The organism is Streptomyces sp. NPDC037273 (assembly GCF_055603625.1).
Window position 1 is genome coordinate 661167 of record NZ_JBVJVO010000002.1, and the last position, 26436, is coordinate 687602.

Annotated in this window: 29 protein-coding genes; 11 read left to right on the forward strand and 18 right to left on the reverse strand. The window is 74.7% G+C overall.

Annotated features, from left to right (window positions below):
* Positions 1-14 precede the first annotated feature (14 nt).
* A complete protein-coding gene (locus tag ACZ7G1_RS08245; RefSeq protein ID WP_470873574.1) occupies positions 15-869 on the forward strand; it encodes a Rossmann-fold NAD(P)-binding domain-containing protein in 855 nt (284 codons plus the stop codon).
* Positions 870-936: 67 nt separating this feature from the next.
* Here the strand turns inward: ACZ7G1_RS08245 and ACZ7G1_RS08250 are convergent, their stop codons facing one another.
* The gene (locus tag ACZ7G1_RS08250) at positions 937-1887 is read right to left on the reverse strand and encodes a helix-turn-helix transcriptional regulator (RefSeq protein WP_470873572.1); all 951 of its coding nucleotides are present in this window, start codon (positions 1885-1887) and stop codon (positions 937-939) included.
* Between the two features lie 39 nt (positions 1888-1926).
* On the opposite strand from ACZ7G1_RS08250, the gene ACZ7G1_RS08255 reads away from it, so the two are divergent.
* The gene (locus ACZ7G1_RS08255; RefSeq protein ID WP_470873571.1) at positions 1927-2391 is read left to right on the forward strand and encodes a hypothetical protein; all 465 of its coding nucleotides are present in this window, start codon (positions 1927-1929) and stop codon (positions 2389-2391) included.
* A gap of 27 nt (positions 2392-2418) precedes the next feature.
* On the opposite strand, the gene ACZ7G1_RS08260 is transcribed toward ACZ7G1_RS08255, so the two are convergent.
* Together ACZ7G1_RS08260 and ACZ7G1_RS08265 are read right to left on the reverse strand one after the other, a co-directional pair.
* Positions 2419-3180, reverse strand: a complete 762-nt coding sequence (locus ACZ7G1_RS08260) for a class I SAM-dependent methyltransferase (RefSeq protein ID WP_470873569.1) — start codon at positions 3178-3180, stop codon at positions 2419-2421.
* Positions 3181-3244: 64 nt separating this feature from the next.
* Positions 3245-3550 carry a 4a-hydroxytetrahydrobiopterin dehydratase gene (locus ACZ7G1_RS08265; RefSeq protein ID WP_470873568.1) on the reverse strand — a complete coding sequence of 102 codons (306 nt, stop codon included), beginning with the start codon at positions 3548-3550 and terminating at the stop codon, positions 3245-3247.
* Positions 3551-3665: 115 nt separating this feature from the next.
* Between ACZ7G1_RS08265 and ACZ7G1_RS08270 the strand changes: the two genes are divergently transcribed.
* On the forward strand, positions 3666-4472 hold the full coding sequence (locus tag ACZ7G1_RS08270; protein ID WP_470873567.1) for a helix-turn-helix domain-containing protein: 807 nt from the start codon (positions 3666-3668) through the stop codon (positions 4470-4472).
* Here ACZ7G1_RS08270 and ACZ7G1_RS08275 read toward each other — a convergent pair.
* Both ACZ7G1_RS08275 and ACZ7G1_RS08280 read right to left on the reverse strand, forming a co-directional pair.
* Positions 4462-4878: a hypothetical protein gene (locus tag ACZ7G1_RS08275; protein ID WP_470873565.1), complete on the reverse strand. Its 417-nt coding sequence runs from the start codon at positions 4876-4878 to the stop codon at positions 4462-4464. The two genes, ACZ7G1_RS08270 and ACZ7G1_RS08275, sit on opposite strands and share 11 nt — an antisense overlap.
* 145 nt (positions 4879-5023) lie before the next feature.
* Complete coding sequence (locus tag ACZ7G1_RS08280; RefSeq protein ID WP_470873564.1) at positions 5024-5764, reverse strand: creatininase family protein; 741 nt, start codon at positions 5762-5764, stop codon at positions 5024-5026.
* A gap of 201 nt (positions 5765-5965) precedes the next feature.
* Here ACZ7G1_RS08280 and ACZ7G1_RS08285 point away from each other — a divergent pair, with 201 nt between their 5' ends.
* A complete protein-coding gene (locus ACZ7G1_RS08285; RefSeq protein ID WP_470873563.1) occupies positions 5966-7174 on the forward strand; it encodes a low temperature requirement protein A in 1209 nt (402 codons plus the stop codon).
* Positions 7175-7224: 50 nt separating this feature from the next.
* Here ACZ7G1_RS08285 and ACZ7G1_RS08290 read toward each other — a convergent pair whose 3' ends face one another.
* From ACZ7G1_RS08290 to ACZ7G1_RS08305, 4 genes are all read right to left on the reverse strand, one after another.
* Positions 7225-7377: a hypothetical protein gene (locus tag ACZ7G1_RS08290; RefSeq protein WP_470873561.1), complete on the reverse strand. Its 153-nt coding sequence runs from the start codon at positions 7375-7377 to the stop codon at positions 7225-7227.
* 62 nt (positions 7378-7439) lie between these two features.
* A complete protein-coding gene (locus ACZ7G1_RS08295; RefSeq protein WP_470873559.1) occupies positions 7440-7829 on the reverse strand; it encodes a hypothetical protein in 390 nt (129 codons plus the stop codon).
* Between the two features lie 86 nt (positions 7830-7915).
* Entirely contained in the window at positions 7916-10021 is a 2106-nt protein-coding gene (locus ACZ7G1_RS08300; RefSeq protein ID WP_470873557.1) for a phage holin family protein, read from the reverse strand.
* A 121-nt stretch (positions 10022-10142) separates the two neighbouring features.
* A complete protein-coding gene (locus ACZ7G1_RS08305) occupies positions 10143-10547 on the reverse strand; it encodes a recombinase family protein (RefSeq protein WP_470873555.1) in 405 nt (134 codons plus the stop codon).
* A 136-nt stretch (positions 10548-10683) separates the two neighbouring features.
* On the opposite strand from ACZ7G1_RS08305, the gene ACZ7G1_RS08310 reads away from it, so the two are divergent.
* The gene (locus tag ACZ7G1_RS08310) at positions 10684-11457 is read left to right on the forward strand and encodes an MBL fold metallo-hydrolase (protein WP_470873554.1); all 774 of its coding nucleotides are present in this window, start codon (positions 10684-10686) and stop codon (positions 11455-11457) included.
* The gene (locus tag ACZ7G1_RS08315; RefSeq protein WP_470873552.1) at positions 11454-12119 is read left to right on the forward strand and encodes a DedA family protein; all 666 of its coding nucleotides are present in this window, start codon (positions 11454-11456) and stop codon (positions 12117-12119) included. The genes ACZ7G1_RS08310 and ACZ7G1_RS08315 overlap by 4 nt, the downstream gene beginning before the upstream one ends.
* Here ACZ7G1_RS08315 and ACZ7G1_RS08320 read toward each other — a convergent pair.
* The 3 genes from ACZ7G1_RS08320 to ACZ7G1_RS08330 form a co-directional block, all read right to left on the reverse strand.
* Positions 12099-13163 (reverse strand): MBL fold metallo-hydrolase, encoded by a 1065-nt coding sequence (locus ACZ7G1_RS08320; RefSeq protein WP_470873550.1) that lies wholly within the window; start codon positions 13161-13163, stop codon positions 12099-12101. The genes ACZ7G1_RS08315 and ACZ7G1_RS08320 overlap by 21 nt on opposite strands.
* A gap of 157 nt (positions 13164-13320) precedes the next feature.
* On the reverse strand, positions 13321-14553 hold the full coding sequence (locus ACZ7G1_RS08325; protein WP_470873548.1) for an aminotransferase class I/II-fold pyridoxal phosphate-dependent enzyme: 1233 nt from the start codon (positions 14551-14553) through the stop codon (positions 13321-13323).
* An 83-nt stretch (positions 14554-14636) separates the two neighbouring features.
* Complete coding sequence (locus tag ACZ7G1_RS08330; RefSeq protein WP_470873547.1) at positions 14637-15845, reverse strand: sulfite oxidase; 1209 nt, start codon at positions 15843-15845, stop codon at positions 14637-14639.
* 195 nt (positions 15846-16040) lie between these two features.
* Between ACZ7G1_RS08330 and ACZ7G1_RS08335 the strand changes: the two genes are divergently transcribed.
* On the forward strand, positions 16041-16559 hold the full coding sequence (locus ACZ7G1_RS08335; protein WP_470873546.1) for a GNAT family N-acetyltransferase: 519 nt from the start codon (positions 16041-16043) through the stop codon (positions 16557-16559).
* 90 nt (positions 16560-16649) lie between these two features.
* Positions 16650-17486, forward strand: coding sequence for a methyltransferase domain-containing protein (locus tag ACZ7G1_RS08340; protein ID WP_470873545.1), 837 nt, complete (start codon positions 16650-16652; stop codon positions 17484-17486).
* A gap of 34 nt (positions 17487-17520) precedes the next feature.
* Here the strand turns inward: ACZ7G1_RS08340 and ACZ7G1_RS08345 are convergent, their stop codons facing one another.
* Positions 17521-19479: a DUF5107 domain-containing protein gene (locus tag ACZ7G1_RS08345; RefSeq protein ID WP_470873543.1), complete on the reverse strand. Its 1959-nt coding sequence runs from the start codon at positions 19477-19479 to the stop codon at positions 17521-17523.
* Positions 19480-19657: 178 nt separating this feature from the next.
* On the opposite strand from ACZ7G1_RS08345, the gene ACZ7G1_RS08350 reads away from it, so the two are divergent.
* On the forward strand, positions 19658-19990 hold the full coding sequence (locus ACZ7G1_RS08350; RefSeq protein ID WP_470873541.1) for a DUF6204 family protein: 333 nt from the start codon (positions 19658-19660) through the stop codon (positions 19988-19990).
* On the opposite strand, the gene ACZ7G1_RS08355 is transcribed toward ACZ7G1_RS08350, so the two are convergent.
* From ACZ7G1_RS08355 to ACZ7G1_RS08365, 3 genes are all read right to left on the reverse strand, one after another.
* A complete protein-coding gene (locus tag ACZ7G1_RS08355; RefSeq protein ID WP_470873539.1) occupies positions 19978-20535 on the reverse strand; it encodes a GNAT family N-acetyltransferase in 558 nt (185 codons plus the stop codon). The two genes, ACZ7G1_RS08350 and ACZ7G1_RS08355, sit on opposite strands and share 13 nt — an antisense overlap.
* A gap of 82 nt (positions 20536-20617) precedes the next feature.
* Positions 20618-20971, reverse strand: a complete 354-nt coding sequence (locus tag ACZ7G1_RS08360; protein ID WP_470873538.1) for a hypothetical protein — start codon at positions 20969-20971, stop codon at positions 20618-20620.
* Positions 20968-21219: a DUF1049 domain-containing protein gene (locus ACZ7G1_RS08365; RefSeq protein WP_470873536.1), complete on the reverse strand. Its 252-nt coding sequence runs from the start codon at positions 21217-21219 to the stop codon at positions 20968-20970. Before ACZ7G1_RS08365 ends, ACZ7G1_RS08360 begins: the two co-directional genes overlap by 4 nt.
* A 190-nt stretch (positions 21220-21409) precedes the next feature.
* Here ACZ7G1_RS08365 and ACZ7G1_RS08370 point away from each other — a divergent pair, with 190 nt between their 5' ends.
* Together ACZ7G1_RS08370 and ACZ7G1_RS08375 are read left to right on the forward strand one after the other, a co-directional pair.
* Positions 21410-22162 (forward strand): GntR family transcriptional regulator, encoded by a 753-nt coding sequence (locus tag ACZ7G1_RS08370; RefSeq protein ID WP_470873535.1) that lies wholly within the window; start codon positions 21410-21412, stop codon positions 22160-22162.
* A gap of 125 nt (positions 22163-22287) precedes the next feature.
* Positions 22288-23376: an adenosine deaminase gene (locus ACZ7G1_RS08375; RefSeq protein WP_470873534.1), complete on the forward strand. Its 1089-nt coding sequence runs from the start codon at positions 22288-22290 to the stop codon at positions 23374-23376.
* A gap of 75 nt (positions 23377-23451) precedes the next feature.
* Here the strand turns inward: ACZ7G1_RS08375 and ACZ7G1_RS08380 are convergent, their stop codons facing one another.
* Together ACZ7G1_RS08380 and ACZ7G1_RS08385 are read right to left on the reverse strand one after the other, a co-directional pair.
* Entirely contained in the window at positions 23452-24405 is a 954-nt protein-coding gene (locus tag ACZ7G1_RS08380) for a S66 peptidase family protein (RefSeq protein ID WP_470873533.1), read from the reverse strand.
* Entirely contained in the window at positions 24402-26405 is a 2004-nt protein-coding gene (locus ACZ7G1_RS08385) for a S9 family peptidase (protein ID WP_470873531.1), read from the reverse strand. Before ACZ7G1_RS08385 ends, ACZ7G1_RS08380 begins: the two co-directional genes overlap by 4 nt.
* Between the last annotated feature and the right edge of the window lie 31 nt (positions 26406-26436).

The following is a 26436-nucleotide window of genomic DNA, read 5'->3' on the forward strand; positions in this document are numbered from 1 at the left end:
GGGAGTCTTGAGCCATGACGACGAACACGCAGCAGACGCAGACCGCACCCGCCGCCACGATCCTGGTGACCAGCGCCACCGGCAAGACCGGCCGCCGCGTGGCCGACCGCCTCGCCGCCCGCGGCGTGACGGTCCGCGCCGGTTCCCGCACCGGCGCCACCCCCTTCGACTGGGAGGCCCCCGACACCTGGGCCCCGGCGCTGCGGGGCGCCGACGCGGCCTATGTGGCCTACTACCCGGACCTGGCCGCCCCCGGCGCGGTCGAGGCGATGGAGACCTTCGGCCGGCTGGCCGTGGAGAACGGCGTCCGGCGGCTCACCCTCCTCTCGGGGCGCGGCGAGCCGGAGGCCGTCCTCGCCGAGGAGTCCCTGCGGGCGGCGGCCTCCGGGGCCGAACTGACCGTCGTACGGGCCTCGTTCTTCGCGCAGAACTTCTCGGAGGGCCTGCTCGCGGAGGGCGTCGCCGAAGGCGCGGTCGTCTTCCCCGCGGGCGACACCGCCGAGCCCTTCATCGACGCGGACGACCTCGCGGACGTCGTCGTCGAGACCCTGACCTCGGACGGCCACGCGGGCCGGATCCACGAGGTGACCGGCCCCCGGCCGGTGCCCTTCGCCGAGGTCGCCGCGGAGATCTCCCGCGCCTCGGGCCGCCCGGTGGTCTACGAGGCCGTCTCCGAGGCCTCGTACGCCGGTCTGCTCGCCGGGTTCGGCCTCCCCGCCCCCGAGGCGGATTGGCTCGCCGCACTGTTCGCGACGCTCCTCGACGGCCACAACTCCTCGGCGACGGACGGCGTGAAGCGCGTCCTCGGCCGCGAACCGCGCTCCTTCGCCGACTTCGCGACGGAGACGTGGGGAGCGTCCGGGGCCTGAGCCCCCGGGCGTTCGGGGCCTGAGCCACCGGGTGTCCGGGGCCTGGGCTCCCGGGCGTCCGCCGTCTCTACGCGTACCGCTCCGCCAGCGTCCGTACGGTGGCGGCGATGCGGTCGCGGAGGTCGGCGGGGGCGAGGACCTCCACGTCCGCGCCGAGGCCGAGGAAGGTGTCGTGGGCGTGGCGCGGGGACTCCACGGGGAGGGTGGCGCGGGTCCAGCCGTCGGGTTCCGGGGTGCCGGTGGCGGCGAGGGCGCGGGCGGCGGCCCCGCCGAGCCGGGCGGCGCCGGCCGGGGAGATCCGTACCAGGGCCTCGCCGGTGTGGAGCCGGGTGTGGAAGTCCGTCTGGCTGGCCTTCCAGTGGGCGGCGAGGTCGAACTCCTCGGGGATCGGGGCCTCTTCCTCCGTGACGGTGAGGGCGAGGATCTGGTCGACCCGGTAGGTGCGGGGCCCGGGCCCGGCGACGAGGTACCAGCGGCCGGCCTTGAGGACCAGGCCGTACGGTTCCAGGCGCCGGTCGACGTCGGTCGGTTCCTTCCAGCGCCGGTAGCGGACCTCGACGACGCGGCCGGCGCGGACGGCGTCGGCGACCTCGGCCAGGAACGGGACCTCGTCGCCCTCCGCGTACCAGCCGGGGGCGTCGATGAGGAACCGGGCCCGCAGCCGGTCGACGTGCTCGCGCAGCGGTGCCGGGAGCGTGGCGCGCAGTTTCAGCTGGGCGTCGGCGAAGTGCGGGCCGAGGCCGAGTCCTTCGGCGGCCCCCGGCATCCCGGCGAGCACCAGCGCCTCGGCCTCGCGGGTGTACAGCTGGGCGAGGCGGTGGCGGTGACCCGCGAGGAGCCGGTAGCCGCCGCGGTGCCCGGCGTCCCCGTACAGCGGGACCCCGGCCGCGTGCAGCGCGTCGACGTCCCGGTAGACGGTACGGACTGACACCTCCAGCTCCTCGGCGAGCTCGGCCGCCGTCATCCGGCCCCGGGTCTGGAGCAGCAGCAGGATCGAGACGAGTCGGCTGGACTTCACTGACACAAGATGTCAGTGAAGCCCTCGTACGGTCCAGTCATGACTTCCGCAGAGAAAACCCTCCCCGCCCGCGACGGCTTCGCGTTCCTCGACGGCCGCTGGAACGTCCGCAACCGGCGGCTCCTCGACTTCCTCGATCCCGACAGCGGTTGGGAGGAGTTCGACGGACACACGACGGGGCGGCTGTTCTGGGACGGCCGCGCGCACGTCGACGAGATCGTGTTCCCGTCGAAGGGCTTCAGCGGGCTGACGCTGCGGCTGTACGAGCCGGAGAGCGGCGAGTGGACCCTGAACTGGTCCAACAGCACCGCCGGGAGGCTGGACCCGCCGGTCAGAGGACGGTTCGCCGAGGACGGCACCGGCTCCTTCCACGGTACGGACGGCTACCGAGGGCGTCCCGTCAAGGTGCGGTTCCGCTGGTCCGGGATCGGCCCGGACACGGCCCGCTGGGAACAGTCGTTCGCGCCGGTCGACGCCCCCCGGGGGACGGGGCGGAGTGGGTGACGAACTGGGTGATGGAGTTCGCCCGCGTCACCGCGTGACGGGGCTCAGGCGCTTGACGAAGGCGGCCAGCCGGTAGCGGGGTTCGGCGCGGTGGCGGTCCTGGTCGGGGAGCGCCGTCAGGGCGGTGGCGAGGGTGTCGAGGACGGCCGGGTCGCCGGGGAACCAGGACCTGAAGTAGCCGGCGCGGAGCTTGCGGACGGTGTCGCGCGGGGAGGCGCCCTGTCCGTGGCCCGTGAAGTGGGCGCCGGGGGCGGGGGCGAGCCCGTGGGCGGCGGCGTGCGCGGTGACGAGGTCCGCGCGGTCGGAGGCCGCCGCGGCGGAGCGGTGCGGGCGCAGGATCTCGTCGATGTCGCTGCCGACGTCGTGGGCGGCGTCCTTGTCGACGGTGACGACGAGGACGCCGCCGGGGCGCAGTACGCGGGCGGACTCGGCCACGATCTCCGGGGCGAAGGGCACCAGGTGCAGCAGCCAGACGGCCGTGACCGCGTCCACGGAGGCGTCGGGCAGCGGCAGCCGCCGGGCGTCGGCGCGTACGGTCCGGCCGGGGAGGCGGTCGGCCGCCGCCCGCAGCATCGCGTGGGCGGCGTCGGCCCCGTACACGCGCAGTCCTGGCCTGGCGAGTCGCTCGGTGACCAGGCCGGTCCCGCACGCCAGGTCGAGCAGGGTGCGGGCGCCGGGCGGGACGAGGGACAGGACCGCCGCGGCGGCGGCCTCGGCCCGGGGCACTCCGCCCCGGGTCCGGTCGTAGTGCGCTGCCTCTGCCTCGTAGTCGAGCACGGTGTCCGCCATGCGGATGATCTTACGAGTCCGGTGCGGGGGCGGGCAGTTGGCGCGTTCGCCCGACGGCCGGCGGTCAGGCCGCTCCGTGGCCCGGGGCGATCCCGGCGACCCGCTCGGCGAGTTCGAAGTCCTTCTCAGTGACGGTGCCGCCCGCCGAGTGGGTGTTCACCGCGAGGGCGACGGTGTTGTAGCCGAGCGTGAGGTCGGAGTGGTGGTCGAGCTCCTGCTGGATCTGCGCCACGTGCACGACCAGGGCGGTCGCCGCGAAATGGTCGGCGAGCCGGAAGGTCCGGGTGAGCCGGTCGTCCTCGACGGACCAGCCGGGGAGCTCCCGCAGGCGGTCCTCGATCTCCTTCTGCGACAGCGGCTGTGTGGCCACGGCGGTGCTCCCTCCGGTCGGGCGGTGCGGTGACGGGGTGACGGGGTGACGGGGTGACGGACAGGGGCCCCGGGGAGAACGTACCCGGGGTCCACCTCTGGGATACCGTCTGACCATGACAACCGTCGTGAGCGACACGGGCGTAGGACCGCTGCTGCGCGGCTGGCGTGAGCAGCGCCGGCTCAGCCAGCTGGAGCTGGCGCTGCGCGCCGACTCCTCGGCCCGGCACATCTCCTTCGTGGAGACCGGCCGCTCCCGCCCCAGCGAGGAGATGGTCCTCAAGCTGGCCGAGCACCTGGACGTTCCGATGCGGGAGCGGAACGCGCTGCTCCTCGCCGCCGGTTACGCCCCCCGGTACACGGAGTCGCCGCTCGACGCCCCGCGCCTTGAGGCGCTGCGGGAGGGCATCGAGCGGCTGCTGCAGGGCTACGACCCGTATCCGGCGATCGTGGTCGACGGCTCGTACACGGTCGTCGCGGCCAACCAGGGCATCACCCTCCTCCTGGACGGCCTGCCCGAACACCTCCTGACGCCCCCGCTGAACGCCATGCGGATCACCCTCCACCCGGAGGGCCTCGCGCCCCGGATCCTCAACCTGCGGGAGTGGCGGGGCCACCTCCTCGCCCAGATGGAACGTCAGATCGCGCTCTCCCGCTCGGAGTCGCTCCGCGAGCTGTACGAGGAGGTCGCGGCGTATCCGCTGCCGCCGGGCGCGGAGGACGACGACTCGCCCGTGGAGGAGCCGTACCCCTACTTCGCGCTGCCGCTGCGGATCGCTCACGACGGGCGCGAGCTGTCGTTCGTGTCGTCCATCTCGACGTTCAACACCCCGATGGACGTCACCGTCGCCGAGCTGGCCATCGAGACGCTCCTCCCGGCCGACGCGGCGACGGTCGACTACCTCAGGTCGCTCAGCGCGTAGCCGCCCGCAGCGCCGCCCACTGCAGGACGGCGAACCCGGCGACGGTGGCCGCCTGCACCGGCGTCCACAACAGCCCCGCCGTGGTCGGCTCCAGCCACGCCACCAGGGCGACCAGGCTCAGCAGCGCCCACACCACATTGATGTCGACGACCAGCTTCACCGCGAACGCCGGCGGCCGCCGCCTGCTCGCCACCCACGCCACCCCCGCGGCGTACACCGTCAAAAGCAGCCCGAGTTCGACCAACAGCCCCCCGTCGACCCCCAGGAACTCCCCCAGCGGTCGCGAAGCGACCAGGTACGCGACCCCGTTCGCCCCCGTCACCACAGCGTCGAGGGCCAGAAACCGTCGCACCGCCACCTGCGGGCGATCGGTACGGGCAAGACCGGCGAGCAGAGCCTGGGACATGACGGATCACCCTCCAAGGGAGACGTTCGTGCTGGTCATGAACCCGGAGCCCGGTCGGAGTGCGCCGCCCGGGTTCCGGTGTCCACGAGCATGCCGTCCGGCGCGGAGGGGGTCGATTACGCCTGAGGTAATGGGAGCCCCCCGATCATCCGTCCTCTGCTTCTTGTCGCGAAGGAAGCCCCTCTCCGAGAGCCGTCAGGTGATCGGCGAAGCTGGCGGTGAGGCTGGAGAGAACCGCTTGCCCCTTCTCGGCGGTGGCTTGGGAGGGGAAGCCGATGACCCCGGACTTGGTGTACTCCTTCATGCCCAGCGTGAGGAGGAAGGGACGGTCACTCGCGTCGTGGTCGGCTCCCTCGTAGCCGGCGCGGACGAGGGACGGCTCAGCGTGGAGCAGGATGGAGGTCTCGATCTCCCCGGCATGCATGTCGTCGTGGGCACTGCTGGACAGGCCGGCGTGCTCGCGCGCTCGGATCCACTCCCGGCCTTGTGGGAAGAGGCTCATCCGCGGCTCGGTGAGGTTGGCCTCCTGCACGATGTTGGACAGCACGTAGTTGCCGCCGTGAGCGTTGACGAGGACGAGCTTCCGCACTCCGGACGCCTCCAGAGAGGCGGAGATGTCGCTGATCAAGACGTGCATGGTTCGCGCGCTGATGCTGACGGTGCCAGGCCATGTCCCGTGCTCGTGGCTGCACGCGATGGTGATCGGAGGCAGGGCGAGGACGGGGTAGGCGGCGGCCAGTTCACGCGCGATGACGCAGGCGATGGCCGTGTCCGTGATGAGCGGCAGGTGGGCGCCGTGCTGCTCGTACGACCCGATGGGCAGCACGGCCACACGGGGGGCCTGGTTCTGGACATCGATGGTGGTGATGGTGGGAAGCAGGTTCACGGCTCTCCTCTGGTCGAGTCAGCTGCCCTTCATAGTGCCGAGCAGGTGGTTGAGAACGGCAATCTCGACCGGCTTCCGCCAAGCCCGGGGGCTCACCGGAACTGCGCCTGAGGTAATGCCCGGAGCAACTGCGTTGGCGCCGATGGGTATTCTTCGCGCCGGGGTGGCCGAGACCGGTGCCCTGGATGGGGGGAGAACGGGATGGCGTGGAACAGGGAGCGGGCCCGGATGGTGGCCACCGCTGACGATCACAAGGTGACGCCGGCGGAGCTTTTCTTCGACTTGGTGTTCGTGTACGCGATCACGCAGGTCACGGCGCTGATGGCGGCGGCGCCGTCGCCGGTGCGGGTGGTCGGGGGGATGGTGGTGCTGGCGCTGCTGTGGTGGTGCTGGTGCTGCTTCGCGTGGCTGGGGAACGTCGTGCGGGCGGATTCCGGCGCGCTGTTCGCGGTCCTGGTGACGGTGATGGCCGTCGTGCTGATCGTGTCGCTCGCGGTGCCGGACGTGTTCACGCACGGGTCCGGCGGGCTGTCCGCGCCGCTGCTGTTCGTGCTCTGTTACGGGGCGGTCCGCGTCCTGCACCTCGCGTCGTACTGGATCTCGAGCCCCGGCGACCAGGCCCTGCGCGCCACGCTGCGGCGGACGGCGCTGGTGTCGGTGGCGCCCCCGCTGGCGCTGCTGCTGGTCGGCAGCGCGTACAGCGGGCGGGTGCAGCTCCTGCTGTGGCTGGGCGCGGTGGCGGTCGACTACGGCGGCATCTACGTGACCGGCTCGTCCGGCTGGCGGGTCAACTCGCCCGGGCACTTCGCCGAACGCCACGGCCTGATCGTGATCATCGCGCTCGGCGAGTCCATCGTGGCGATGGGCGTCGGCGTCTCGGGCTTCGACCTCACCTTCGCGGTCCTCGGTGCCTCGGCCGCCGGGCTGCTGCTGTCGGCGGGGCTGTGGCGGCTGTACTTCCGTCAGCTCGGCGAGGCCGCCGAGCACCGTCTCACCCACCTCGACGGCGACGACCGCACCCGCTTCGCCCGTGACGTCTACACCTTCCTGCACCTCCCGCTCGTCGCCGGTGTCGTCCTGTGCGCCCTCGGCATGAAGAAGGTCCTCCAGCAGGTCGCCGACACCGGCCACTACGGGCTCGCCGAGCCCCTCCACGGGGCCGTCGCCTGGTCGCTCACCGGCGGCGTCGGCGTCTACCTCCTCGGCTCCGCCGCCATCGTGCTCCGCACCACCGGCCGCCGTCCCACCGCCCTCGCCCTCGGCGGCCTCTGCTGCCTGGCCGCCGGGCCCCTCGTCACCCTCGTCCCCGCCCTCCTCGCCCTCACGGTCCTCGCGACCACCGCCGCCGCCCTCGTCGGCCTCCACGCCCGACGCGCCGCACCGCCGGTACGGGCGGCCGAACCGGCCTGACACACCGGCCCCGGCCCGACGGCCACCCGCCCCTCCGGCCTGCCGACGCGTCAGCGCGTCGGCTCCTCCCGCTGCCTGGGCTCCTCGGCCTCCGGCACGGGCCTCGGCGCCGCCGGCTCGGGCGCCGAGCGCTCACCGCGCCGAGCGCGCGCGGCCTCGGCGCGCACCAGGGCCTGAAGTACTGCGTACGGGTCTACGGGCATGACGGAACTCCTCGCGCTACGGGGGATGGTGACGTCGATCGACTGCTGAGGGACCGTGCCTCTCAGCAGCGCATCACCACACACCGCAGGGCGTCCCCGCGCGGGGCCGATACGCGCGCGGGTGCAGGGGCCCGGCGACGCTCGCGGGCGCCCGCGGCCGCCGTACGTCCGGCACGCACCGGCCGCAAGCCCGTCCGCTGTCTGCGCGCCCGACCCGGGAGCCCGGCCTCGGTGGCCGCCGGATCGTGCGTCTCGCCCCCCGTGTCCGAGGCCGGCGCGGCAGCGCCGGCCCGGAGTTCGGCGGGACCGGGCAGCGCTGCCGCGGCTCCGGCGCCGAACAGCGCCACGAGGACGAGAAGCAGCGCGACCCAACGGCGTCCGGCCCGGTCCGGGCACACCCTGCGCCCCGCCGGGGTGGCGGGCGCGGCGGTCGGTCCGGACACGGAGCTCATGGAGATCCGTACTGCCCCGTCAGGGGGCGGGGAAGGCGCCGTGGCGCGTACTTCCGCCCGGGCGGCCTACAGCGGGGGCGCCGGATTCACCGCACCGGGGGAAGCGGTTCCGACGCGGGTGTGGTGCCCAGCGGTACCTGGGGGCCCGAGGATTCGCGGAGCCAGCGGCGGAGGACGCGGTGGAGGTGTTCGGCGCCGACGAGTTCCTCGCCGGGGGCGAGGGGTGGGGAGAGGTCGGGTGGGGAGAGCAAGAAGGGGTGGGACTGTTCGCCGCCGAGGCCGCCGTGGGAGCCGATCTGTTCCTCGAAGGCGTGGACGGTGCCGGTGGCGGGGTCGTACATGGAGTTGACCATGATGTCGGCGACGTGGGGGAAGCCGTCGGTGCGGCGGACGGCGTCGGCGGCGCCGCGGCCGAAGACGGCGAGGGGGCCGTCGTCGGTGAGTTCGGCGAGGGGGACTTCGGCGCCGTCGCGGGCGAGGACCACGGAGCCGTGTTCGGCGCTGGCGACGAGGAGGAAGCCGACGCCGGGGTGGTGGGCGAGGGTGCGCAGGAGCGCGGGGTGCCGGCGGTCGATCTCCTCGCGGGTCATGCGGTGCGGGACGTCGGGGAAGGAGACGAGGCCGAGGTTGCCGGAGGCGAGGACGACGGGTTCGGAGGGGCGGGCGGGGAGTTCGCGGGCGGTGTCGCCGTTCTCGTCGACGGGGCGGTGCAGGGCGCTGCGGAGGGCGTCCCTGGCGGCGTCCCGCGCCTCCGAGCCGCTGCGGGTGCGCCGGACGCGGCGCGGTACGGGGAGGCCGCAGCCGGCGCGTACGAGGTCCTTGAGGGTGAGGCCGTAGGCCCCTTCGAAGGTCTCGCCTGGGCTCTGGCCGTGGTCGGAGAGGAGGACGATGCGGTAGGGGCGGGGGGCGTGCTCGGCGACGGTGGCGATGAGCGCGATGGCGCGGTCGAGGCGGCGCAGGACCTGGTCGGTGTCGCGGCCGTGGGGGCCGGAGTGGTGGGCCACCTCGTCGTAGGCGACGAGGTCGGCGTAGACGGCGGTGCGCCCGGCGAGCATGTCGCCCATGACCGCGGAGACGACGACGTCGCGTTCGACGACCGTCGCGAAGGCGCGGACGAAGGGGTAGGTGCCGCCGCGGGAGACCCTGGGGGTCTCGCGGCGGAGCAGGGCACGGGTCGACTGGCACATCTCGCGGACGCACTCGGTGACGAGCGATCCGGCGGTGCGGACGGCGTTGGCCGGGTCGGAGAAGTACGCGAAGTAGCCGGCCCGTGAGCGGTTGCGGCGGCCGCGCCTCGCGGCCATCGACAGGACGAGCGCGAGCTGGTCGGCGCCGCCGCTGAAGAGGTTGCCGCGGGAGGCGCCGTCGACGGTGAGGAGTCCGCCGTCGCCGGTGCGGCGCACGGCCCGGCGCTGGAGCTCGACGGCGCTCGCGGGCCGGTTGGAGACCATGAGGCGGCCGGTGTCCTTCTCGTACCAGCGGAAGGCGGGCACGTCCTCGTTGGAGCCGTGCAGGATGCCGAGCTGGCTGGCGCCGGTCTGGCTCGACCAGTCGGTGCGCCAGGGCGTGAGCCGGTGCCCGGCGTCGAGCCAGCCGGCGACGGTCGGCATGAGGCCGTCGGCGACCGCGCCGCGCAGCACGTGGTGGCCGACGCCGTCGAGTTGGAGGAACACCGTGCCGGGGACGGCTTCGGGTGCGTCGCCCGGGTCGCGGGGGCGGGTGCGGCCGGTGAGCCGGTAGAGGCGGCGGCGGTAGGCGTCGTCGTCGCGGACGGCCAGGGCCGTGGAGGTGGCGGAGGCGACGGCGGACATGACGGCGGCGACCACGACGGCGGTCTCGGGGTCGGCCGCGCCGCGCCCGTCGGGGATCAGCCAGAGGGCGACGAGGAGGAGCGAGCCGTTGAGGAAGAAGACGAGCAGGCCGAGGACGAGGGCGGGGACGAGCAGCAGGGCCCGGACGAGCAGCGGCCACACGAGGGCGCCGAGCAGACCGAAGGCGCCCGCGGCGGTGGCGGCGGTGAGGGCGGTCCTGGTGAAGCTGTCGCCGTCGGCGGACTGGAGCTCGAAGTCGGGCAGCAGTCCGGCGAGGACCAGCATGGTGAGCGTGGACACCGCCCAGACGGCCACCACCCGCGTCACCGTTCTGCCCGCGGACCGCCAGCGCTCGGCGCCACCCCATCGCCCGTCACCCACTCCCGCTTCACCTTTCGCCCGTTTCCTGCCCCAAGCGTGACACAACGCGCACGAACGGGCTGGTGAACGGGTGACGGCGGACGGCCCGGGTGTGTCAGGTCGGTCCGCGGGCGACGCCCGGTCAGGAGCCGTCGTACCCCGCGGTCGGCATCGACAGGCGCCGGTGCACGCCGGCCTTGGCCGCCGCGTCGTAGGCGGGTTCGTCGGGGCGGACGGTCTCCACCCGCACCCCGCGCCGCTCGCACTCGGCACGGAAGCCGGCCACGGAGGTCAGCGCGCGGGCGAGGACGCGCTCGTTGGCGGCGACGAACAGGTCGACCTCCCCCGCCTCGACGTCCGCCCAGAGGGCCGCGTGGTCGGGGCGGATGCCGTAGAACATCAGCCGGCGGGTGATGACGTACCCGTTGTCCTCGGCCCAGCGGGCGCAGATCGCGTGCTGGCCGCGCGTGTCGACAAGGAAGGGGTCGCTGTCCAGCTCTTCGAGCGGGGTGAGGCTGGCGATCGCCGCCACCCGAACGTCGTCCATGGACCGACCCTACTGGGGATCGGGACGGCCGAACATCCTCCGGAGCACGCTCCGGACATTTACCCTCGTTAAGGAGTTACGGAACGGCCGCGGACATCGCGCGCGGCGGCCGCGGCCCGCGAGAACGGAAGGCGGCATGCCGGTGGAGGTCACCTGGTGGGGTCACGCGACCTGCACGGTCGAGGACTCCGGGGTCCGCTTCCTCACCGACCCGCTGTTCACCCGGCGGCTCGCCCATCTGCGGCGGCGGCGCGGCGCCCTGCCACCGCCGGAGGCCGCCCGCGCCGAGGCCGTCCTCGTCTCGCACCTGCACGCCGACCACCTCCACCTGCCCTCGCTCGCCCAGCTCCCGCCGGGCACCCGGGTCGTCGTGCCGCGCGGGGCGCCCGCCGCCGTGCCGGGTCTGCGCAGGCTCGACGGGCTGCGGCTGACCGAGGTGGCGCCGGGCGACGCGGTGACGGTGGAGGGCGTGACGGTACGGGCCGTGCCGGCGCTCCACGACGGCCGCCGGCTGCCGGTCGGCCCGCACCGCTCCCCCGCCCTGGGGTACGTCGTCGAGGGCGAGGCGCGGACGTACTTCGCCGGGGACACCGGCCTGTTCGACGGCATGGCGGACGCGGTGGGGCCGGTCGACGTGGCACTGCTGCCGGTCGGCGGCTGGGGACCGTACCTGGGCCACGGTCATCTCGACGCCGGACGCGCGGCGGAGGCGCTGGCCGCGCTGTCCCCGGCGGCGGCGGTGCCGGTGCACTACGGCACGTACTGGCCGATCGGGCTCGACGGGGTCCGGCCGCACGAGTTCCACGCCCCGGGGGACGAGTTCGTCCGGCACGCGGCGCGGCTGGCGCCGAAGGTGACGGTGCACCGGCTCGGCCACGGCGAGCGGGTGCGGCCGGAGGTCGCCCGGTGATCGGTGGGTTCACCGGGTTCGTCACGGCCGTGCGGGAGCTGCCGCCGGAGTCGACGCAGCAGGCCGTCGGCTACCCGTCGCTGTTCCTGCTGGTCGCGCTGGGCGCGCTGGTGCCGGTCGTGCCGACGGGCGCGATCGTCAGTTCGGCGGCGGTGGTGGCCTTCCACCAGACCTCGCCGTTCTCGCTGCTCTTCGTCTTCCTGGTGGCCGCTTTCGCCGCCTGTCTCGGCGACGCGGCGCTGTACTGGCTGGGGCAGCGCGGGGTCCGTTCCCGCAACGGCTCGCGGTGGCTGGCCGCGCTGCGCCGCCGGGTCACTCCCGAGCGGCTCGCCCACGCGCAGGAGCGGCTCGACACCCATCAGGTCTCGGTGCTCGTGCTGTCCCGGCTGGTGCCGGCGGGCCGGATCCCGGTGATGCTGGCCTGCCTGCTCTCCGAGATGCCGCTGCGCCGGTTCGTGCGGGGTGACGTGGCGGCGTGCCTTGCCTGGGCGGCGACGTACCAGCTGATCGGGATCCTGGGCGGCTCGCTGTTCCCGGAGCCCTGGCAGGGGGTCGTGGCCGCGGTCGGCCTGACGGTGCTGATCAGCGCGGTGCCGGGGCTGTGGCGGCGGATCCGCGGGTCCGCCGGTCGGGCCCCGTCGTCAGGGCACGAGCACTCGTGAGGCGCCGACCGGCAGGTCCCACAGTTCGTCGCGGGGCAGGCCGGCTTTTTCCCAGGCGGCTCTGACGCGGGTGAGGGGTTCGAGGACGGGCTCGGAGGAGAGGACGAAGGTGGCCCAGTGCATGGGAGCCATGTGCCGTGCTCCGAGGTCCTGGTGGGCGCGGACCGCTTCCTCCGGGTCGGTGTGGACGTCGCTGAGCCACCAGCGCGGGTCGTACGCGCCGATGGGCAGCAGCGCGAGGTCGATCCCGGGGTAGCGGCGGCCGATCTCGGCGAACCAGTGGCCGTATCCGGTGTCCCCGGCGAAGTGGACGCGGCGCCCGGAGCGGTCGGTGAGCACCCAGCCGCCCCACAGTGAGCGGCAGGTGTCCAGGAGGGTGCGCTTGGACCAGTGGTGGGAGGGCACGAAGTCGAAGCGGACGCCGCCGAGTTCGGCCGCCTCCCACCAGTCGAGCTCGGTGACGCGGTGGAAGCCGCGGCGGGCGAACCAGCGGCCGAGTCCGGCCGGGACGAAGACGGGGGTGTGGCGGGGCAGCCGTTTCAGGGTGGGGGCGTCGAGGTGGTCGAAGTGGTTGTGGCTGATGACGACGGCGTCGACGGGCGGCAGGTCCTCCCAGCGGACCCCGACCGGGGTGAGCCGGGCCGGGGTGCCGAAGATCCGCCGGGACCAGACGGGGTCGGTGAGCACGGTGAGCCCGCCGATCCGCAGCACCCAGCTGGCGTGCCCCGCCCAGGTGACGGCGAGGGTGTCGGGCCCGGCGGCCGGCAGCGGCCCGGGCTCGAACGGCAGCAGCGGGATGTCACGGAGCCCTTCGGGCCGGGGGCGTACGGCTCCTTCCCTGGCGAGCCGCGCCAGGGCCCGGACGCCGGGCAGCGGTGCGGTGAGCCGGTCGACGAAGCTGCGGGGCCAGTCGTGCCGCGTCCGGCCGACGGGCTGGAGCACGGGCGTCGGCACCGAAGTCGCCCCGGGGGCGGGAGCCTTGACGGGATCGGGGTGGGGCGGGACCTGTGCGGCTCCGGCGGGATGCGCCGTCCGTTCGGTCATCTGCGGGCTCCGTTCTGCGCGGCTCGGGTGGGGCTTCGCCGGTGCGGGGCGTGGGGTGCCACGTACCAGTGCGGGGTGCGGGGTTCGAGGTCCGGTCGGGGGCCGCTCGGGCCGCGCCCCCGGCCGTGATCCGCCGGACGGGCCGCAGCGCGCGCGGTCACCGGAGTTCCTCCAGGACTCCTCCGAACTCCGCGAGTTTCCGGGCGACATGGGGAAGTTCCAGGGGGTCGCGGGCGTCGAGGGTCTCGGCGCGTTCCTCCTCGGTGGTGCCGAGGAACATGGCGGTGCCGAACCGGGCGCGGAGCGCGCCGAGTTCGTCCCCGAAGCGGTGTCCGCCGGGGACGGGTGCGCCGAGGCGCGCGGTGAGGTGGCTCTCCAGCTCCAGGGAGTCGGTGACGCCCCGGGCGGCGAGCCCGGCGCGGAGCGGTCCGAGGTCGGCGTAGAGGTGGCGGCCGGCCTGCGGGGGCCGGGCGAGGGCTCCGGCGGCGAGGGCGGCGCGGTGCGCGGCCGCGGCGAGCCGCCCGTGGACGGTCGCGGCGCGCCGGGCCCTTACGGTGACGTCCTCGGGTTCGTCGAGGGCGTGCGCGGCGGCGGGGGCGACGGGTCCGGGGACGACGGCCCCGAGGGCGGTGAGGACGTCAAGGACGCGGGCCCTGCGGTCGGTCCAGCGGTCGGCGCGCGAGGGGTCGGTGGGCGGGAAGCGGGCGACGGCGCAGGGCCAGGCGACCGGTGTGAGGGCGCCGCCGAGGTCGCTGAGGACGGTGACGTCGTCGGGGCACATCTCGGCGGGGCCGAGGAGCACCGTGTCCTGCGGGTGGTGGAGGGTGTCGCGCCAGGTCTCGTCGCTGATGATGTGCAGCCCCTCGGCGACGGCGGCCTCGCAGGCCTCGCGCACGATCTCGGGCGGGGCGACGGTGGCGGTGGGGTCGTCGGCGACGGAGAGCAGCAGCACCCGCGGGTCGCCGCCCTCGGCGCGCACCCGCCGGACGGTCTCCAGGAGGGCGTACGGGTCGGGCACGCCGCCGCATTCGGCGGGGGTGGGCACGTGGTAGGCGGGCCGGCCGAGCAGCCGGGCCTGCGGGGTCCACCAGGCGGGGCAGGGCCGGGGCAGCAGCAGGTCGCCGCCGTGGGCGGCGATCAGCGCGAGGAGGAGCGCGGGCGCGCCGGGCGCGGCGACCACGTCCTCGGGGTGGGTACGCAGGCCTCGCCGCCACCAGTAGCCGGCGGCGGCCTCCCGCAGGACGGGCCCGCCGCCGGGTGGTTCGGCCGCGGTCCGCGCGGCGGCCGCGGCGAGCAGGGCGGCGAGTCCGGGCAGCACGGGCAGTCCGGTGTCGGGCGCGGGAGGGCCGTAGCGCACCGGGCCGCGGCCTTCCGGAGCCGTCTGCCGCATGTTCCCGTACCTCCTGAGCGCACGGGGGCGCCGGGCAGGCACCCCCGTGCCCTTTATACGAAGGTTCGGGCGGTTCCGCCGCTTCAGACGACGGTGATCGGGTGACGTACGACCGCGTTGAAGAGGTACCCCTGCGTGTTGTGGACGGCCCGCTCGGGCTGGGTGTTGCCGGCGGCGTCGGTGGTGCGGGAGAGCAGGGTGGCCGGTCCCGTGCCCTGCGGGCGCCACGGCACGGTCCAGCGGACCCAGCCGCCCCGGCGCGGGGTGTCGAGGAGCCGGGCGTGCCGCCAGTGGGCGCCGCCGTCGGTGGAGACCTCGACGGTCCGCACCGGCGCGAGGGCGGACCAAGCGCGCCCGGTGAGCCGGTGGACGCGCCCGGCCTCCAGGGTGGCGCCGAAGGGCAGCTGGTAGGCGGACTTGAGGGTCTGGCGGCTGACGAGCGTGCCGCCGGCCGGGTGCGCGGTCCCGAGGAGGCGGTACCACTCGGTGCTCCAGGGGGAGCTCAGCGGGCGGGTGGAGACCTCGATGTCGCCGAGCCACTTGATCGAGGCGATGCCCACCCAGTCGGGCACGACGAGCCGGACCGGGTACCCGTGGTCGTACGGCAGCGGCTCGCCGTTCATCTCGTACGCGAGGATCACGTCGTCCAGGGCCTTCGCGACCGGCAGCGGGCGCCGCACCCGGCCGTAGTCGACGCCGCCGGAGACGTACGGGTCGTCGAGGCCGCGCGGCTGGACGTCGACGGCGTCGTGGGCGATGCCGGCGCGCCGCAGCACCTCGGAGAGGCGGACTCCGCGCCAGTGGGCCGCCCCGACGGCGCCGAGGGTCCAGGAGGTGCCGGTGACCGGCTCGCCCTGCTGGCTGGTGTAGAGGCTGCGGCCGTTTCCGGCGCACTCGATCAGGGCCGTACGGGTGACGGACGGGAGGTCCCGCAGCTGTCCGTAGGTGAAGTGGACCGGCTTCCCGCCGTGCAGCCCGTCGCCCCAGAGGGTCAGCTTCCACTCGGAGGCGTCGATGACCGGGGTGCTGGTGTGGTTGCGGACGAAGAAGCGCGCCGCGGGGGTGAGGTACCCGGTGTCCGCGAGGGCGTCGAACCGGGCCTCGGCGTTGGTGCCCCGGATGGTGAAGTACTCGGCGGGCAGGGCCTTGACGATCCCGGGCGCGGCGGCCACCGGCGCGGTCGCGGCGCGGGCGGGCGCCGCGACGGCGAGTCCGCCGACGGCGGAGACCGCCGGACCCGCCGCGATCAGCTTGAGCAGGGAGCGGCGGGCGGGTGATGGCAGGTACGACACGGGACTCCTCGGCACACGGGAGGGGCGGAGCCACCGGGCGGCGGCGCGCCGATCCTAGGGGCGCGGGCCGGGTCCGAACGGCCTGTTCACAGTCCTGTCATACACGGATTCGTCAGGTCGGGTACCGGGGCCGAGGGGTTTCCCGCGCGCGGGAAATGCCGAGCGGCGGTCCCGCTCCCGGGCCGACAATGCCGCATGCCGATACGCGAAGCACTTCCCGAGGACGCGGCCGCGCTCGCCGCCGTGCACGTCACGTCCTGGCGGGCCGCCTACCGCGACCTGCTCCCCGCCCCCTACCTGGACTCCCTGGACGTCGGGGAGCGCACCACCGTGTGGCGCGCCCGGCTGACGGCGCCGGACCGGCCCACGGTGCTGCTGAGCACGGAGGCCGACGGCCGTCCTGTCGCCTTCTCGTGCTTCCGGGCCTGGCCGGACGAGGACCGGCCCGCCGGGACGACGGCGGAGCTGGCGGCGCTGTACGCGCTGCCGGAGGTGTGGGGCACGGGCGTCGGCCGGGCGTTGCTGTCGGCGTCGGTCGAGGCCTTGGTGGCGGCCGGGTTCCGTGCGGCGGCCCTGTGGGTGTTCGAGGGGAACGCGCGGGGGCGGAGGTTCTACGAGGCGGCGGGCTGGCGGCCGGACGGCGAGGTCGTGCGGGAGGAGACCGGCGGGGTGATGCTCGACGAACTCCGGTACCGGCGGGACCTGTTCAGCTGAGGTGTCGTCCACATGGCAAGACACGTATCTCATAATCCGGCCGTCGTGCGTACGGTGGAGGCACGCACCCACACCGAGGGAGTCGCTTCCATGACGCACGCCTCCGCACCGTCCGCCGCCCACGAGACCGCGGTCTACACCCACGGACACCACGAGTCCGTCCTGCGCTCGCACACCTGGCGCACCGCCGCCAACTCGGCGGCCTACCTGCTGCCGGAACTGCGCGCCGGACTGGACGTCCTGGACGTGGGCTGCGGCCCCGGCACCATCACCGCCGACCTGGCCGCCCTGGTGGCGCCGGGCCGGGTGACGGCCGTCGACGCGGCCGAGGACGTCCTGGACAAGGCCCGCGCCGTCGCCGCCGAACGCGGCCTGGACAACGTGGAGTTCGCCGTCGCCGACGTCCACGCGCTGGACTTCCCCGACGACTCCTTCGACGTCGTCCACGCCCACCAGGTGCTGCAGCACGTCGGCGACCCCGTCCAGGCCCTGCGCGAGATGCGCCGCGTCTGCCGCCCCGGCGGTGTCGTCGCCGCCCGCGACAGCGACTACGGCGCCTTCACCTGGTACCCCGAACGGCCCGCCCTGGACGGATGGCTGGACCTGTACCACCGGGTCGCCCGCGCCAACGGCGGCGAACCGGACGCCGGACGGCGCCTGTTCGCCTGGGCCCGCCAGGCAGGCTTCACCGACGTCACCACCACCGCCGGCACCTGGTGTTACGCCACCCCCGAGGAACGCGCCTGGTGGAGCGGCCTGTGGGCCGACCGCACGACCGCCTCCGTCTACGCCGACCTGGCCGTCACCGGCGGCCACGCGACCGCCGCCGAACTGACCGCCATCAGCGAGGCCTGGCGCGAGTGGGGCGAGCAGGAGGACGCCTGGTTCATGGTCCCCCACGGCGAGATCCTGTGCCGGGTCTCCTGAGACACCCGGCGCCCTGCGCCCCGCCGGCCGGGCGTCAGCTCGGACGCATCCTGAACTCGTAGGCGTACGGCAGGGGTTCGTCCGTGAGCTCCGCCCACAGCTCCCCCAGGACCTCGGCGCCCTCGCGCAGATCGGCGACCTCGAAGCCCGCGTCGAAGACGGCGCGGGCTTCGCCCGTCCTGCCCTCCGCGAGCAGGATCCGCACCTCCAGGAGCCGGAAGGCACCCCTCCCCCGCACCTCCTCAGGGAGCCGCGCCCACACCTCGCCCGCCGCGCCGGGCCGGCGGACGGCGAGCAGGGCGTCGATCGCCTCGCGCCCGAGGCCGGCGGCGACGGCGAGGTCTTCGGCGGCCCGCGTGCCGCACGCGTGCTCCGCGAAGGCCTCGGCGAACCGCTCCGCCGCCCGCGCCGGGTGGCCGTCCTCGCGGTCGGCGACGGCCAGGCAGTACAGCAGCGGCCAGCGGACCTCGGCCTCGCGCAGGCCGCGCTCCCAGCTGCGTACCGCCTGGGCGCGGTCGCCCGCGTGCCACTGGGCGATGCCGAGGTGGTACTCGGTGGAGGGGTCGGCGGGGGCGGTCTCCAGCATGTCCCGCCAGGGAGCGGCGACCAGCGGCGGGCCCGGCGGGGCGCCCTTCGGCGGGGCGGGCAGGACACCGGTGCGCAGGAGGGCGCGCCAGGGTTCCTGGTCGGGGCCGATCGTCGACTCGGGGAACGGGGTGCCCGGCAACTCGTAGTGGCCGCGCAGGACTTCGAGGGCGCCCCAGCCCGATCCGGAGGCCAGGCGGGTCTCGGGTCCGGCGTCGGCGGCGTGCTCGCGCCAGGCCGTGTGGGCCGCGTCGACCGAGGCGCGGGGCAGCGCCGACGCGAGCGCGTCCTCGACGGAGGCGCGGGCGGCGGCCCAGTCGCCGCCGAGGGCCGTGCCGGGCGGGACGGCCAGCGGCCCGTACGCCTCCAGCCAGCTGAACTCCGCTCCGCCCGCGAGCTCCAGGTGCTCCAGCTGCGTGCGGGCGAGCCCGGCCTGGATCTCGGCGTAGCCGGGGGTGCCGGGTTCGGTGAGCCACTCCTGCCAGCGGCGGCCGCCGCGTTCCGTCCCCCAGACGAAGAGCTTCCGGCCGCGCAGCCGGTCGGTGGAGGTCTGGACGAGGCCGGTGCCATCGGCGTCGAGCGCGGCGATCCAGCGGCGCCGCCCCTCGGGCAGGTCGTAGAACCAGTCGGCGGCGTGCGTGGCGTTCAGCGGGTACGACCGGTCGGTCCCGTCCTCGGCGACGGGTACGGGGAGCCTGCGCAGGCCGCGCTCGTAGCCGTGGTGCCAGGCGGCCTCGGCCGGGGCGAGGACGCGACGGTCCTCGGGGACGGCGGTGTTGGACCACCAGTAGACGGGGGCGGTGTGCTCGTGGGGGTTGCGCACGCGGACCCCCACGTACAGGAAGTCGGAGCCCTCCGGGAGCCACAGGTCGACCTGGAAGGGGAGGTCGCGCAGCCGCTCCCACTCCCAGAGCCGGAGCATCGGACCGCCGTCGGGGGCGCGGACGGTCGCCGCGTGGAGCGGCGAACAGGACAGGGTGGTGTGGCCGGTGGCGCCGATGTTCCACTCGATGCCGCCGGAGTACCAGGCGCCGTTGAGCGCGAAGGCCGCGGGCTGGAACACCGGGTTCCGGTAGAGGAGTTCACGCCCGGTGGGCTTGTGCCACAGCGAGTGGATCCGACCGCCGAGACCGGGCAGCACGGTCGCCCTCAGCCGGTCGTTCTCGATCACGATCGCGTCGAGATCCGCGGGCGTGCGCTCGCGCCCGTACCCGTCACGCACCGGCGCGGGAAGCAGGCTGCGCAGAGGATCGCGCCCGATCCCCCGGGCCATGTCACGCGGAAGGGAGGCCAGCGTGTCCGCGTCGACCGCGTGCGCGGCGTCGTGCGGGCGCAGGGCGGGCAGCGGACTGTCCGGGCCCAACGGGGCCGCCGGCAGCGTCAGTACGGCACGTCGTACGGTCGTCATCGCCCCATGGAACACGCCGGCGCCCGTCCTGACCAGGGGCTCTCCACGTCAGGCTTCGGTAAAGGCGCGGCGCGTCCCCGCCCGGATATTCCCGGCGGACCGGACCCCGTCCGCCGTACGGTGAGGGGTCGGCGCCGCCCCCGGCGCCCGCGGAACAGGGACACAGGGAGTACGAGGAATGGGCACGCAGCACACCTACCGGGTCATCGTGCGCGGCACGTTCGACGGTCTCTCGGAGGAGAGCCGCACCCGGCTGCTCGCCGAGGTCGACGCGCACGGGCTGACCGCGATGCAGTTCACGGAGGAGGGCTCGCTCACCTACGACCGCACGCTGAAGCACTTCTCCTACCGCCTGGTCGTCGTCTCCGACGCTGCGGACGGCGACGAGATGGCGGGCGCCCTCGCCGAGGACCGCGTCGAGACCGCCCTCAAGGAGCTCGGCCACGGTCACGGGCCGCTGCGCTCGACGGTCACGGACCTCGACACCATGAAGATCAACTACAAGCGCTGACCGGTGTCCGGTGCCGTGACCGCCCAGCGTTCGTGGTCCCGCCAGGCGCCGTCGATGAACAGCATCGCCGGGGAGAACCCCTCCAGCCGGAAGCCCGCACGGCGGACCAGCGCGCGGGACGCCGTGTTGCCCGGCTGGATGTTCGCCTCAAGGCGGTGCAGCTCCAGCGACCCGAAGGCGTACCCCATGAGCACCCCGAGCGCCTCGGTGAGCAGGCCGCGCCCGGCCGCGTGCGCGAAGGCGCCGTAGCCGAGCGCCCCGCTCCGGAAGGCGCCCCGGACGATGTTGTTGATGTTGACGAACCCGGCGATCCGGCCGCCCTCCGCCCGCTCGCACACCAGGAAACCGGCCCGCGCCGGGTCCTCCAGGAGCGCCCCCGCGTACACCGCGTACGCCTCCGCCGTACCCGGCGGAAAGAGCCACGGCCGGTGCAGCCCACGGCTCTCCCGCACACGGGCGGTGAACTCCTCGGCGTCGTCGAGGGAGAACGCACGCAGGCCCACGCGGGGCCCGGTCGCGAGATACCGGCCGTGATCGTCGGACATGGGGCCAGGCTAGGGGGTGTCCGACCCTGATCCGCCGGACACCCCTAGGCGGTGCCGCGTCGGACCCGCCGGGTGGCGGAGCTCAGCGGCGGGCGCTCTGGACGCGGGGCGGGCAGCTCTCGCCCTTGCGGACGACTCCGATCATGACCGTGGTGCGGCGGTCGAGGCCCGTGCCCACCGCCGGGTACTGGGTGCAGACCTGCCAGTTCGGCGGCCAGACGACCCGCCGGTCCCGGCCACTCACGTCGTGGACGTCGAGTCGGGTCCTGCGCGGCAGATGGGTGAAGACCCGCCACAGCCCGCGACCGAGGAAGTCCGGTATCGGCCGCGCCCGGGCCTCGTCGTCCCCCGGGGCGGCGGCCTCCTCCGCCGAGGAGACGGCGACGGCCGCGAGCGCGAGGACGGCTCCCGCGCCGAGGACGGCGGCCCGCTTCACTTCCGCCTCCGGGCCGCGGCGTAGTAGCCGCAGGCGGCGCCGAGGAGGGCGGTCGCGAGCAGGGCCACGTACAGGGGCATCGTCACTTCGGGGATCAGCAGCCGGATCTTGACCTCACGGGTGTTCTCGAAGATGAAGACCAGGGTGAGCACCGCGACCGCCACCATCGCGATCCGGCCCGGCGTGAAGGCTCCGCTGAACCGGGACGTGCCCCCTCGCGCTGTCCGTGGCGTCTCCTTGGGACTCATGCCCGGCCCCTCTCCTCCGTCGTGCCGTCGGTCGTACCCGGCCGACCACCGTGGGTCCAGAATGTGCCGAGCGGAGCCCCACTGGATCGGTGGGGAGAGCCGTACGGGTGACTTGTCAGACAACGAGGCCCGCTACCGTGGGTGCCGGACACCGGCGGAGACCAGGGCCGGTACGAGACGAGGAGGAGCCGTGGCGGTCAGCGGACAGCGGCGGCGACCGGTCGTGGCGCTCTACGAGCGCATCGCGGACGCCGTCCACGACGGCACCTACCCGCCGGGCTCGACCCTCCCCTCCGAACCCAAGCTCGCCGCCGAGCTCGGCGTCAGCCGGCCCGCCCTCCGCGAGGCCCTCCTGCTACTCCAGGAGGACGGCGTCCTGACCGTCCGCCGAGGAGTCGGCCGCACGGTCAACGACCGCCCGCCGCGGCGCGGCTTCGAGCACCTCCAACCCCTGGAGGAGCTCATCGGCGCCGGCGCCCCGCTGCGCGTCCGCGCCCTCCTGCGCACCCTCGAGGAACCCACCGACTTCACCACCCAGCACCTCCTCGCCCCCGCCCGCGCGGAACTCCGCTTCTGGGAGTCCCTGCTCACCGGCGACGGCGCCACCACCGCCCTCCTGCACGAATGGGCCGCCCCGGACGAGCTCCTCGCCCGCGTCCACCCGGACTTCGCCCGCGCCCTGCGGGCCGCGGACCCGGACGCCCCGGCGGTCTCCATGCTCGCGGTCCTCATCAGCGCCTCCCGCGAGACCGCGCTCAGCGCCCACAGCGGCATCACGGCGACCCTCCTCGGGCGGCGGCGCGGCGAGCAGCTCGGCCGCCCGGCGGACACCCCCGCGGTCCTGGTCACCCAGGTCGTCCGGGTCGGCGAGACCCCGATCCTGGCCGCGAAGCACATGCTCCCGACGGGCACGCCCGCGCTGCCGGTGCTCCAGTCGCACTGAGCGGACGCCCGGCCGCCCGCGGCCCCTCGTCGCGGCCGCCCACGCCCCTTGCCCCCGGCCCGCCCACGCCCCCTTGTCGCGGCCGTCACAGCACCCGCCCCCGCCGTGGCGTACACTTCCCGGCCATGCACTTGTCTGACAACCCTGCCACGCCTGCCGACGCCACCGTTTCCGAGTGGATCCGCCGGGCCCCCAAGGCCGTCCTCCACGACCACCTCGACGGTGGACTGCGCCCCGCGACGATCGTGGAACTGGCGCGGGAGTGCGGCTACACCGCGCTGCCCACGGAGGACCCGGCCGCACTCGCCGTGTGGTTCCGTGACGCCGCCGACTCCGGGTCGCTGGAGCGGTACCTGGAGACCTTCGCCCACACGTGCGCGGTCATGCAGACCCGCGAGGCGCTGGAGCGCATCGCGGCCGAGTGCGCCGAGGACCTGGCGGCGGACGGGGTGGTGTACGCGGAGATCCGCTACGCCCCCGAGCAGCATCTCGCCGGCGGGCTGACCCTGGACGAGGTCGTCGAGGCGGTCAACGACGGCTTCCGCGAGGGCGAGCGCCGCACCGGCGGCCGGATCACGGTCCGCACGCTGCTGACCGGCATGCGGCACACGGACCGGTCGCTGGAGATCGCGGAGCTGACGGTCGCGCACCGGGACAAGGGCGTGGCGGGCTTCGACATAGCCGGCGGCGAGATCGGCAACCCGCCGGCCCGCCACCTGCCCGCCTTCCAGCACCTGAAGCGGGAGAACTGCCACTTCACGATCCACGCCGGCGAGGCGGTCGGCGCGGAGTCGATCCACGAGGCCGTGCAGGTCTGCGGCACCGAGCGGATCGGGCACGGCGTGCGGATCACGGACGACATCGCCGAGGACGGCACGCTGGGCCGGCTGGCCTCGTACGTCCGCGACAACCGCATCGCGCTGGAGGTCTGCCCGACCTCCAACCTGCAGACGGGCGCGGCGAAGGACTACGCCTCGCACCCGATCGACGAGCTGCGCCGGCTCGGCTTCCGGATCACCCTGAACACCGACAACCGCCTCGTCTCCGGCACCACCATGAGCGAGGAGTTCCAGCACATGGTGGACGCGTTCGGGTACGGCCCCGAGGTCTTCGAGGAGTTCACGGTCGCCGCCCTGGAGGCCGCGTTCCTGCCGCTCCCGGAGCGCCGGCGGCTGATCGACGAGATCGTCCGCCCGGGGTACGCGGCGCTCTAGCCGCCCCCTCCCCGCACCCACCCGGGCCCGCGTCGGCGACCAGCCGGCGCGGGCCCGCGCCGGTTCGGGAGGGGTTCACCGCAGCGCCGGCACCTCCATCGTCAGCGTGCACGACTCCGCGTCGAGAACGGCGGGGACGCCGAGCGGGACGGTCAGGGCCGTGGTGCTGTGGCCGAAGCCCAGTTCCTCGACGACGGGGACGCCGAGTCCGCCGAGCCGGTCGGCGAGGACGGCCCGCACCTCCTCGTAGGGTCCGCAGTCCACCCAGGAGCCGAGGGCGATGCCGGTGATCCCGTCGAGGAGGCCGGAGCGGAGGAGCTGGGTGAGGACCCGGTCGAGCCGGTACGGTTCCTCGCCGACGTCCTCCAGGAGCAGCAGCCCGCCGCGGGCCGAGGTCCGGGCGTGCGGGGTGGCGAGGTCGGCGGCGAGGAGGCTGGCGCAGCCGCCGAGGGTGACGCCCCGGGCGCGGCCCGGTGCCAGGGCCCGTGCCGTGTCGAGGCCGAGGACGCGGACGGTCTCGGGTTCGAACAGGGTGGCCCGCAGGGACTCCTGGGTGAGCGGGTCCGAGAGGAAGGTGCCGGCGGCGATCATCGGGCCGTGCAGGGTGGCGAGGCCGGCGCGGGCGGCGAAGGCCTCGTGGAGGGCGGTGGCGTCGCTGTAGCCGACGAAGGCCTTGGGTCCGGCCGCTGCGATCGCCCGCCAGTCGACGAGGTCGACCATGCGCTGGACTCCGAATCCGCCGCGGGCGCAGATCACGGCGGAGACGGTGGGGTCGCACCAGGCCTCGGTGAGGTCGCGGGCGCGTGCCCGGTCCTCGCCGGCGAGGTGGCCGAGGGTGGGGTGGGCGTCCAGGACGTGCGGGGCGACGACGGGGTCCAGGTCCCAGCCGCGCAGGATGTCGAGGCCGGCCCGGAGGCGGTCCTCGGGTATGGGTCCGCTGGGGGCGACGACGGCGACCCGGGCGCCGGGGCGGAGTCGCTCGGCGCGGGCCAGGGGTTCGAGGGGGGCGTGCGGGGCGGTGGTGCTCATGTGCGGTACTCCAGGGCGGGTACGTCCGTGCGGCTGATGCCGAAGGTCCTCACGTACAGGTCGAGTTCGGCCTCCAGGGCCCGGATCAGGGTGTCCGCCCTGCGGAAGCCGTGCCCCTCCCCCTCGAAGGCGAGGTACGCGTGCGGGACGCCCCGGCCCGCCGCGCGGGCGAGGAGGCGCTCGGCCTGGGCGGGCGGGCAGATGACGTCGTCGAGTCCCTGGAGCAGCAGGAAGGGGGCGGTGACCCGGTCGACGTGCTCGACGGGCGAGCGTTCCTTGTAGCGGGCGGGTACCTCGTCGAGGGGGCCGACGAGTCCGTGGAGGTACTGGGACTCGAAGTCGTGGGTCTCGCCGGTCGCCCAGGCCCGCAGGTCGAGGACGGGGTAGATGATCGTGCCGCAGGCGTACACGTCGGTGCCGACGAGGGAGGCCGCCGCCGTCCAGCCGCCGGCGCTGCCGCCCCGGACGGCGAGGCGGGCGGGGTCGGCCGTGCCCTCGGCGGCGAGCGCGGCGGCCACGGCGGCGCAGTCCTCGACGTCGACGACTCCCCACTGTTCGCGCAGCCGGTTCCGGTACTCCCGTCCGTAGCCGGTCGAGCCGCCGTAGTTGACCTCGGCGACGCCGATGCCCCGCGAGGTGAAGTAGGCGATCTCCAGGTCGAGGACGAGCGGGGCGTGGCCGGTGGGTCCGCCGTGCGCCCAGATCACGTAGGGCGGCCGTTCGCCGGCGGGTCCGGTGAAGCCGGGGTTGCGGGGCGGGTGGACCTGCGCGTGGATCTCGCGCCCGCCGGGTCCGGTGAAGGTACGGATACGGGGTTCGGGGTAGTACGCGGGGTCGACGGCGTCCGTGTGCGCGGCGCCGACCACCCGGGAGCGGCCGGTGCGGGTGTCGACCTCGACGAGTTCGTAGGAGCTGTGCGGTCCCGCGGCGACGCCGACCACCCGGGTGCCGTGCGCGGCGAGGGTCGAGGCCCATTCGGTCCAGGGTCCGGGGGCGTCGGCGAGGGTGCCGCTGCCGGGGTCGAGGATGCCGAGGGCGGTGGTGCCCTTGCCGTGGACGACGGCGATGAGCCCGTTCTCCAGGGGCGTGAACCAGCTGAGCCCGATCTTCCAGAGCGGGCCGCCGAACTCCTCGGCGCGCGGGCAGAGGGCGACGGGCGTGCCGAGGGCTCCGTCGGCGTCGAAGTCCGCCCGGTAGAGGTTCCACCAGCCGGTGCGGTCGCTGACGAGGAGGAGGCGTCCGGCCGCGTCCCAGCCGACCTGCGGGATCGACTCGGCGGGCCCGCCGGCGACGGCCCTGACGTCCCGGAAGGTGCCGTCGGGGGCGATGTCGGCGATCAGGACCTCGGTGCCGTCCCAGGGCATCCGGGGGTGGTCCCAGGCAAGCCAGGCGACCCGTTCGCCGTCCGGCGAGATCCGGGGTCCTGTGACGAACCGGTGGCGCGCGTCGGAGAGTTCGCGCACGGCCGTGCGGTCGTGGGCGGCCGAGCCGTCGAGCGGCACGGCCGCGAGCACCCTGCGGACATCGGTGGGTGCGGGTCCGGTGAACTCCTCCAGGACGCACCACACCTCGCCGGACTCCGGCCTGACGACCGGGTCCACCCAGCGCAGTCCGTCGCCGGTCGTCGAGACGGGCGTGAGGGGCCGCGGCTCCGCGCCGGGCCCGGCGTCGGGTTCGTAGGCGTACAGCCGCTGGTCGGGGAAGTGGCAGAAGACGACGAGCGGGCCGCCGGTGGGGCGGGCGAGCGCGGCCCAGGGCTGTCCGCCGTACTCGACGACGCGGCTGCGGACGTTCCACGGCGCCGGCAGCACGGTGTCCTCGGTGCCGTCGGCGCGCCGCCGGACGAGGGCGCGCCGGCCGCCCTCGGCGGGGCGGGGCGCGGTCCACCACAGCTCGTCGCCGACGGCGCCGAGGTATTCGGGGCGGCCGTCGTGCGCGGCGGCGAGCTCCGCGTCGACGGGTGACGGCCAGCTGCCGTAGGCGGCCGTGGTCGGCTCCATCTCGTCTCCCCCTGTCACAGGTCCTGTCCCC